Origin of the sequence: Anaerostipes sp. (assembly GCF_018381315.1) — a bacterium.
In the GTDB taxonomy this organism is placed as follows: Bacteria; Bacillota; Clostridia; order Lachnospirales; family Lachnospiraceae; genus Anaerostipes.
Window position 1 is genome coordinate 40,019 of record NZ_JAGZSD010000024.1, and the last position, 8,864, is coordinate 48,882.

Here is an 8,864-nt window from a genome sequence, read left to right on the forward strand (position 1 = left end):
TTTATTTGGCTTTATAAGAACATCAGACCGATCAAAATGTTAGATAGAAAAAGACAGCCGGGATGGCTTTTCCCCGCTGTCTTTTTATGCTCTTTTATTTTATCTTCTTTCTCTTCAGCACATAGGCCATGATTCCTGCCGCCCCTGCCATGCATCCAAGAATCCATGGAAGTTTGGTGTCATCTCCGGTCTTTACTGCCCGGGTTCCGGTCTTATCTTTTTTGATCTCCCGATAATCCCAGTTCTCATCGCCACCTGTTTTTGTTGTTTCTGTCCCTTTTGTGGTTTTGTTTTTTTCTGTCGTTGGTGCTTTCGTCCCTGTTTCTTTCTGCTCTTTCTTCCACTTTGCCTTCAGGGCCATACTCTGATGGACCGGCGTGTCAAAGTCCCATTTCACTTCATTTCCTTTTTCATCGGTGTAATACCAGCCCTCAAAAATATATCCTTCTTTTTTCGGCTCCTTTGGCTCTACTGCTGGTCTTCCTCCCACAACAATCTGATCCTTTGGCTGATAGTCTCCTCCATCCGGATCAAAGGATACCGTGTGATCCCCGGTCAGAGTGACCGTCACCTCTGCTTTAGTCCCGTCTTCCAGGAAAAAGGTAAGTTTAAATTTTCCGGTCTTCCCTTCTGTTTTTGCCTTATTGATTTTGTCCAGCTGCTCTTTGTCTGTACTGACTGTCACATTGTTCCCATATTTGTTTTTCCCTTTTGCTTTGCAGAGTTCTGTAATCTCTGCTTCACCAAAGGCTTCTCCTCCGGTTAGCTGTGTAGTATTATTGGCTCCAAGGCTGCTTTTCTGTTCTCCGTCCTCCCCTTCCGCAGTCTGGTCGGTCCCGCTGTCTCTTAACGATACCTGGATTGTAATCCCTGTCCCGTCTGGTGTCTCTATAGTCAGTGGAAAATCTCCGGTCTTTCCGTTAGTTTTTGCTTCATTGATCGCCTTGATTTGATCGTCATTTGGAAAGACCAAATCGGTTCTGTCAATAGGATCTCCTCCGCTGGTCAGGGCCGTGACATTTGATAACGCTTTCAACTGATCCTCTGTAAAAACTTCCCCTCCGGTCTTACTGATGATATTCAGCCCCTTGATCTGCTCTCCGGTTGTCTCGTTCACAGTTGTCTCATCATAGGCTTTCAGCACCACTTCCACCGTGGCCTTTTTGCCGTCCGGGGATGTGAAGGTCAGCTCAAAAGTTCCGCCCTTTCCGGACGTTTTTGCCTCATTGATTGTTTGCAGCTGATCAGCATCTGCTGTGAAATCCTCCTGAGGATAGGTTGTTCCTTCTTCATTTTTCCCCTGGACCTGGGCCAGCTTTTGCACATCTTCTTCACTGAAAGCTTCGCCTCCGGTCTCTTCCCAGAAGCCATCTGCCCCAATGGTCGATTCTAATCTCTCTGGGTTCATCTCTGCCGCATCGGTTCCGTCTCCCTTCAGGTATACGGTCACTGTCGTCCGGGTCCCGCTCGGTGTCTGAAACGTTAAAGGATATTCTCCAATCTCGCCTTTCATCTTTGCACTGTTAATCGCCTTAATCTGCTCTGGATTAGAAAATGTCAGCTCATTGATAGTAAAATCTTTTCCATCTTCATTTTTCCCAGTGACCATCGTAAGTCCTTTTAACTGGTCCTCTCCGAACGCTTCCCCTCCAGTTTTGCTGATCACATGATTGGCTCCGATCTGGTCTTTTGTATTTTTTTCGATTTCATTTGTGTCGCGGAACGGTCCAAAATACACCTTTGTGTAAAACTTTTTCACATCGATAGATGTTAATCCTTTAAAAGGGGTTCCATCTACAAAAGTGTAGTTTTCTTCGGTCGTTCCATCCTGAATATAGCCCTGATATCCAAAATCCGGAACTGCAGTAACATTAGTCACTTTGCTGCTTCCGCCTCCGGAACCAATGCCGGGCATGTCTGTCGTCTCGTCTCCGATAGCAACTACAACGGTATCGCCTCCTGAAATCTTTATATTTTTTGTCTCATCACTTTGTCCCGTATAACTGCTCGTATGAGTAGATGCACCAATACCAGGGGCATAGGCCCCTCCCACAGCTTTTACATAACCTCCTGAAATCGTAATTCCATCCACTTTATTTCCATAACCAGAACCTATGCCTGCACCATATCCTGTACCTGTCGCATGAATGTTTCCTCCGGTGATCGTGATATCTTTTGTATAACCTCCGCCGGTTCTTTCAGAAACACAGGCTGAACCAATTCCAGGGCAGTGCGCTCCTCCCAATACAGTGATATTTCCTCCATGAATTGTCAGATTGGCAAATCCACTCTCACTTTTTGTAGCAACATTTCTATAAGTACTTCCCAAAGCACCTGCATGTATGATATTCGGGTTTCCTTTTACCAACAAAGAACCGCAGCTGTCATCACATTTATGACCTGCTATATGTATATGTTCGCATTGGATAACGAGACTTCCGTCCATGCCGTCTTTTGCCAGTGCACATCCGGTCCCCGGGGGATTTCCATCGACCGTTCCTTTTGTATTGCAGATCAAATCATTTGTTCCCTTTAAAGTAATGGTCACCTTTGCATGAGATACGTTCATACTGTCCAATCGTGCAGTGGAAGTTCCGGATGTCACGCTGACATCCTCCATGGTAATCGCAGTGGTCACATTCTTCTTTACTACGATATTATAATCTGAGGTTTTTCCCGTAATCCAGTATCCTTTTGGATTCAGTTCCGTCTCATTCTCTGAAAGTCCTCCGCCTGTAGCTCCATTCGCCGTAATTCGGATATCTCCTTTGCTTATATCCAAAAATGTCTGCCCGTTCTCAGCCAGCTTTTTGAATTTGCCTTTCGTCTGTTTTTCTTTTGATACAGACTTTCTCTCTGCTGTCGGAATTTCCTGCGGCTCTGTGTTTGCTTTTTCTGTTGTTTGTATTTCCGTGTCCGAGGTTTCTGCTGCTGTATCAGCTTCTGTTCCACATAAACTTTCCGGGGTCAGTTCCTCAATTCTGGAAATACCCCCCCCCGGTTTTTCCAGCTATTTCCTCATCCTGAGCCTTCAGAACAGTCCCTGCCCCGGTTCCCATGGTCACAATCAGAGAAACTGCAGCCAGACATCTCATCCATCGTTTTTTCATTGTTCTCTCCGTCCTTTCTCTCTGCCCTCAAGTGCACTCTTTTTCGGGCTTTTTTTCTTTGACTTTATAAGAACTTTGCTCAAACAGAAAGGTTAGATGCCAAAAGGCTATCGGAAACATTCCTCCGATGTCCTTTATTATTCCTACACTCTTGCATGTTCCTGCCCTTTGTTCAGCCTGTTTTCGTATTTTATTCGTGAAAAATTTCTATGGCCTCATAGATCTTTGAAAAATCTATCTCACAGAGTCCCTGAAAGATCCCCACCGGGACTGTTTCATCAAATCCATGGATACTCAGGTCTGCATCTTGTTTTAAATCGTAAACCAGTATCCTTTTTTTGTCCGGATCTATGATCCAATACTCTTTTACTCCGGCCTCTGTGTATTTTCCCAATTTGATTGTAAGGTCCTTCTTTTTTGTTGACTCCGACAATATCTCGGCTACGAAGTCCGGGGCTCCTAAAATTCTGCCCTCTCTGAACTTATCGCGGTTACATACGATCATGATGTCCGGCTGGACTACTGTCTTATCATCACAATCCAGCTGCACATCAAGGGGTGCCTGGAGGGGGATACAGTCTCCTCCGTGTCTGTCAATGAAATCGTATATTCTGCGATACAGCTGTCCGGCAATCATCTGATGTATATATGTCGGGGCTCCCATATCGTAGATAACCCCGTCGATCAATTCTATCCTTCTTTCCGCAGAAATGGCGTCATAATCTGAGATTGTGCAGTTTTTCGGAGTGCTGCATGAAAGATACTCTGCCGGTTCTCCCAGTGCTGCTCCGGATTCCCTGTTAAGAACTCTTTCCAGTGCTCTCAGCGTCTCATATCTGGGAGATTTTGTGACTCCCCCGAATATTTTCTGCACGGTGCCTACGGGTACTCCCGACAATAATGAAATCTGCTCATAAGAATATCCTAACTCTATTTTCCTTTGTTTCATTTCTTCAATCGTCATAGAATCTCTCCTTAAATGCCGCCTATACCACACTTAAATTATATCCGCATTATACCCGTAAATCAACCGTTTTATTTCCATATTTATGCCAATAAAAAGTCTGATTATTCTTGTTTTTATCAGTTATTAGGAGTAAAATATAAGTATCATTTCACATGAGAACGGACTATAAAGACACACGAAAGGAGGAACTTTGTCAATCGTATCCATACAATGAAATACCCCATATAAGGAGGGACTGCGATGGAACTTCAAAAACTGCATTATGATGTGGCAGACGGAATTGCGACTATAACAATGGACTATCCGAAAAATCTGAATGCCATTGACGAACAGATGGCTGATGAACTTATTTATGTTGTTGAAAAGGCTGAGTCAGATCCGGATGCCAAAGTGGTTGTACTGAAAGGCGCTCCAAAGGCGTTTTCAGCCGGCGGAGACATCGGTTATTTTTATGATCTGATCAAAAGCGGCGGCGATATCAACATGGACGGACTGATCGGCAAGGTCGGCAAAGTCACCAACGGTCTGAAATCCATGAGCAAGATGGTCGTTGTAGCAGTCAGCGGCGCTGCGGCTGGCGCAGGCTTCAGCCTTGCCCTGTCCGGTGATTTTATCATTGCTGCTGACAATGCCAAATTTATCATGGCATTCGTTAATATCGGACTCGTTCCGGATACAGGAGGCGCTTACCTTCTGGCCAAGGAGATCGGCGAAAAGAAAACAATGGAACTTTGTGCAACCGGACGCCCTGTCGATGCACAGGAGGCAAAAGATCTTGGTTTCGTGTACAAAGTAACTTCAAAGGAAGATCTTGAAACGGAAGTTTACAAGTTTGCAAAGAGGCTGGCATCCGGTCCTCAGGTATCTTATAAAAATATCAAAAAACAGATCTATGCCGCTGCATTCTCCGATTATGAACGTTACCTGAATGATGTTGAAATACCGACACAGCACGAAGCTTCCAATACGGAAGACTTTAAAGAAGGCTGCTCTGCATTTATGGAAAAACGGAAAGCTGAATTCCAAGGAAAATAGGCAGTTCACTGAAAGGAGGTAACGATATTGAAATCAAAAGTAGTGACCAAAGAAGATGCAATCGCAAAAATCCATGACGGCCAGACGATTATGTTTGGGGACTGGCATGGAGAACACTCTGCTGAAGAACTGATCACCGGCATGCTCGAAAAAGGTGTCAAAGACATTTCGGCTATAGCTGTTTCCGGCGGCATGCCTGACCAGGGACTGGGAAGACTCATTCATGAAAAGTTAGTAAAAAGTCTGATTACAACCCATATCGGCTTAAATCCGGAAGCCCGCGACCAGATGTTTGCAGGAGACCTGGATGTAGAATTTGTACCCCAGGGTACTTTCGCAGAACGGATCCGCTGCGGAGGAGCAGGTCTTGGCGGATGTCTTACTCCGACTGGTGTCGGAACGGATATTGAAAAAGGGAAACAGAAGCTGACGATCAACGGAAAAGAATATCTCCTGGAACTCCCGCTCCATGCAGACGTTGCTCTGATTAAAGCGTGGAAAGCTGACACGATCGGAAATATCGCCTTCCGCTACACCGGAAGAGCCACCAACAGTTATATGGCCTTTGCAGCAGACATTGTCATCGTTGAGGTGGAGGAACTGGTTGAGGTAGGAGAACTTGGCCCGGATGAAATCGACGTGCCTGCTCCTATTATCGATATGGTATATGTGAGAACCGGCGAGAAGAAACCTTTCTGCCCTATGTGGCAGCGTGCGAGAGCAAAAGCAGAAGGAGGTGGAAAGTAATGGCAGGACTTACAGGACGTGCACTGATCGCATCCCGCTGTGCAAGATTTTTTAAAGACGGGGATTTTGTAAATTTAGGAATCGGCGTTCCTATGATGTGTGTTAATTATCTGCCGGAAGGTGTGGAACTTTGGCTGGAAGCTGAGATTGGTATAGTAGGCTGCGGCTCCACCCCAAAATGGGAGGATGCTGACCCTGATATCATCGATGCAGGAGGACAGCCGGCTTCTATCATCAAAGGAGGAAGCATCTGTGACCATACGACTTCCTTTGCTTTCATCCGCGGCGGCCATGTGGATGCCACCGTACTCGGAACTCTTCAGGTAGATCAAGAAGGAAACATTGCCAACTGGACCATTCCGGGCAAGCTTGCTCCGGGTATGGGCGGCGCTATGGATCTCTGTGCCGGTGTAAAGAAAATCATTGTTGCCACAGATCACTGTGAGAAAAGTGGTGCTTCTAAAATCTTAAAGAAATGCACACTTCCTCTGACCGGGGCAAAATGTGTAACTGATATTGTGACGGAACGATGCTACTTTGAGGTAACAGACAAAGGTTTAGTTCTCAGAGAATTGGCTTCTGGTTATACGGTAGATGACATTCTGGCCTGCACAGACGCTGATGTGATCGTCCCTGATGAAATAGGAGTCATGGACTAATTTAAGGCTCTGTATGACATTATCATGAAGGCGGAACTGCTGATTATATGCTGCAGTTCCGCCTTCATTTTAGGAAAATTATTATGAGTTATGTTTATAAACAAATCCAATACCTGCGGCAGATAGCTCTGCCAAAAAGATCAAACACAAAACGTCCGCTGTATCCCCTGTTTTAGCCACAGATTCTGTTTCATGTGTCTCCCTTTTCTGATATTCCCAGCCGGGAATCTGTTTTTTCCCTGTCTGGTCCTCCTCTTTTGCTGTACCGGAGCCGGTTTCTGTACCAGATCCTGATTCTTCCGCTGATGTCTCTGTATTTTTTACTTCCTCTTTCCATTTGGCTTTCAGAGTCATATTTTCATACACAGGATCTTCAAAATTCCATTTGGCCTCATTCCCATCTTTATCTGTATAATACCATCCTTCAAATATAAATCCCTCCCGCACCGGGTCTTCCGGCTTCTGCACCTTCTTTCCGCTGTCCGTACTCTGCATTTGGGGCGGTTCGCTGCCTCCGTTTGTGTCGAAAGATATTTCTACTGTTCCTGTGAGCAAAACTTCCACCGTTACTTTCTCTCCGTCAGGTGTTTCATAGGTCAGAGGAAACCTCCCCGTATTTTTAGATGTTTTAGCTTCATTGATGGCTTTTAATTGTGCCTGGTCAATTTTAAAGTCGTCTAATTTCAGATTGTTCCCGTCTTTGTCTTTCCCCTTGATGCCGCAAAGTTCCTTAATCTCCTCTATTTCAAAAGCATTTCCTCCGGTCTCTTTCTCCACATTGTTGGCTCCCACCATACCTGATCCATTTTGGCTGTCCGGAACTGCTGCATCTGTTCCATTACCTCTTAACGATACGGTGATCGTTACCTGGGTTCCGCCTTCTGTGGCAATGGTCAATGGAAAATCCCCAATGTCACCTTTCTTTTTAGCCTCATTGATGGCATGGATCTGATCTTTATCCGGCAAAAGAAACTCTCCCATATCGAACGGATTCCCATCTTTGTCTTTCCCATTGGCTTTCGCTAATTCCTTCATCTGTTCCTCAGTAAATTCTTTGCCGCCTGTTTTACTGATCACATGATTGGCACCAAGCTGTTCCTTGCTGTCCGGATCGATCTTGTTTTCATCCCGGAACGGACCAAAATAGACCATAGTAAAATACTTATCTGCCTTTATATCCTGCCTATTCTGGAATGGGGATTCTTCTGTAAAATCATACTCTGTCTCAGATGTTCCATCCTGAATATATCCCTGATAGCCAGTGTTGGGGACTGCACAAATATTAGAAACAGTTCCTGCCACAGTATCTCCTGCTTTGCCGCAGCCAATGCCCGGCATGCCTGTATCCTTGTCTCCGACGGCTCTTACAAGAGTATCTCCGCCGCTGATCACAATATTTGAGGCATTATAACATCTATCTTGTACTACTGTAAAACTTGAAGCATCTGACGGCCCCGTTCCTCCGGAACCAATGCCCGGCGAATAGCTTCCCCCGGAAGCATAGACCGTACCTCCGGTAATATAAATACCATCTACCGGAGTCACTTTTCCTCCCCCGATGCCTGCACAGTTGTCTCCGCCCTCGGCCGTAACAATTCCTCCCTCGATGCGGATATTTTTAGCATACATCTTGGTCCCTTCACCATTTGTTCCATATACATAGCTTCCGCACGCTGCGCCGATCGCACAGTTGTGTCCTCCTGCTTTTGCTGTGACGATTCCGCCTCTGACAGTAAAATTGGTAAATCCAGTCTCTTTTCCTATCGTTCTATTTGTAATTATATTTCCAATGGCAGTCGCATGCTCTACAGTCCCCTTCGCTTCCAGAGAACCGCAGGTTTCTTTCGTACACTGATGCCCTTTTTCACTTGCATGTTCACACTGAATGATCAGTTTTGTATCATCCATTCCATTCTTTACTAACGCTCCATAATTTCTAATTCCGCAAGAAAGCATATTCTTCCCCACCAACGTGACCGTCACATTGGCATGGGAGACATCCATACAGTTTTTATTTCCGCTGCTGCTGGTAATGCTGACATTATCCAATGTAATGTCAGTGGTGACTCCTGATTCTACTTTAATACAATTCGAAGTGGTTGTTCCTTTTATCCGGTATCCCAGAGGGTTTAAAGATGTCTCACTGCTTGTACCCCCCCGGTCGCTCCGGCGCTTGTAAGCGTGATATTTCCTTTGCTTACGTCCAATAAGGTCTGCCCGTCTGCTGTCTTTTTTACAGGCTCTTCCGCTTGTTTTATCGGTATGTCCGTGTTCTTTTTACTGCTGGTTTCTTCTTGCTTTTTATTCAAGTTTTTCTCTTCTTCCGGAAGCTCAATTTGCTCCACA

The 8,864-nt window shown here is 45.4% G+C and carries 7 protein-coding genes and 1 pseudogene; 3 read left to right on the forward strand and 5 right to left on the reverse strand.

What is annotated here, in order from left to right; genetic code table 11:
- Positions 1-94: 94 nt before the first annotated feature.
- From KH180_RS14900 to KH180_RS14910, 3 genes are all read right to left on the reverse strand, one after another.
- A complete protein-coding gene (locus KH180_RS14900; protein ID WP_290761678.1) occupies positions 95-2,782 on the reverse strand; it encodes an InlB B-repeat-containing protein in 2,688 nt (895 codons plus the stop codon).
- Positions 2,783-2,975: 193 nt separating this feature from the next.
- A complete protein-coding gene (locus tag KH180_RS14905; protein ID WP_290761680.1) occupies positions 2,976-3,110 on the reverse strand; it encodes a hypothetical protein in 135 nt (44 codons plus the stop codon).
- 190 nt (positions 3,111-3,300) lie between these two features.
- Positions 3,301-4,074: a Uma2 family endonuclease gene (locus KH180_RS14910; protein WP_290761681.1), complete on the reverse strand. Its 774-nt coding sequence runs from the start codon at positions 4,072-4,074 to the stop codon at positions 3,301-3,303.
- 243 nt (positions 4,075-4,317) lie between these two features.
- Here KH180_RS14910 and KH180_RS14915 point away from each other — a divergent pair, with 243 nt between their 5' ends.
- The 3 genes from KH180_RS14915 to KH180_RS14925 are packed head-to-tail and all read left to right on the forward strand — an operon-like array spanning position 4,318 to position 6,518.
- Positions 4,318-5,112 carry an enoyl-CoA hydratase/isomerase family protein gene (locus KH180_RS14915; RefSeq protein ID WP_290761684.1) on the forward strand — a complete coding sequence of 265 codons (795 nt, stop codon included), beginning with the start codon at positions 4,318-4,320 and terminating at the stop codon, positions 5,110-5,112.
- 27 nt (positions 5,113-5,139) lie between these two features.
- Complete coding sequence (locus tag KH180_RS14920; protein WP_290761686.1) at positions 5,140-5,859, forward strand: 3-oxoacid CoA-transferase subunit A; 720 nt, start codon at positions 5,140-5,142, stop codon at positions 5,857-5,859.
- Positions 5,859-6,518 (forward strand): 3-oxoacid CoA-transferase subunit B, encoded by a 660-nt coding sequence (locus KH180_RS14925; RefSeq protein ID WP_290761688.1) that lies wholly within the window; start codon positions 5,859-5,861, stop codon positions 6,516-6,518. The genes KH180_RS14920 and KH180_RS14925 overlap by 1 nt, the downstream gene beginning before the upstream one ends.
- Positions 6,519-6,599: 81 nt before the next feature.
- Here KH180_RS14925 and KH180_RS14930 read toward each other — a convergent pair whose 3' ends face one another.
- Together KH180_RS14930 and KH180_RS14935 are read right to left on the reverse strand one after the other, a co-directional pair.
- A complete protein-coding gene (locus KH180_RS14930; protein WP_290761690.1) occupies positions 6,600-8,567 on the reverse strand; it encodes an InlB B-repeat-containing protein in 1,968 nt (655 codons plus the stop codon).
- Positions 8,568-8,647: 80 nt separating this feature from the next.
- Positions 8,648-8,864 (reverse strand): annotated as a pseudogene (locus KH180_RS14935) (hypothetical protein); the annotation flags it as partial.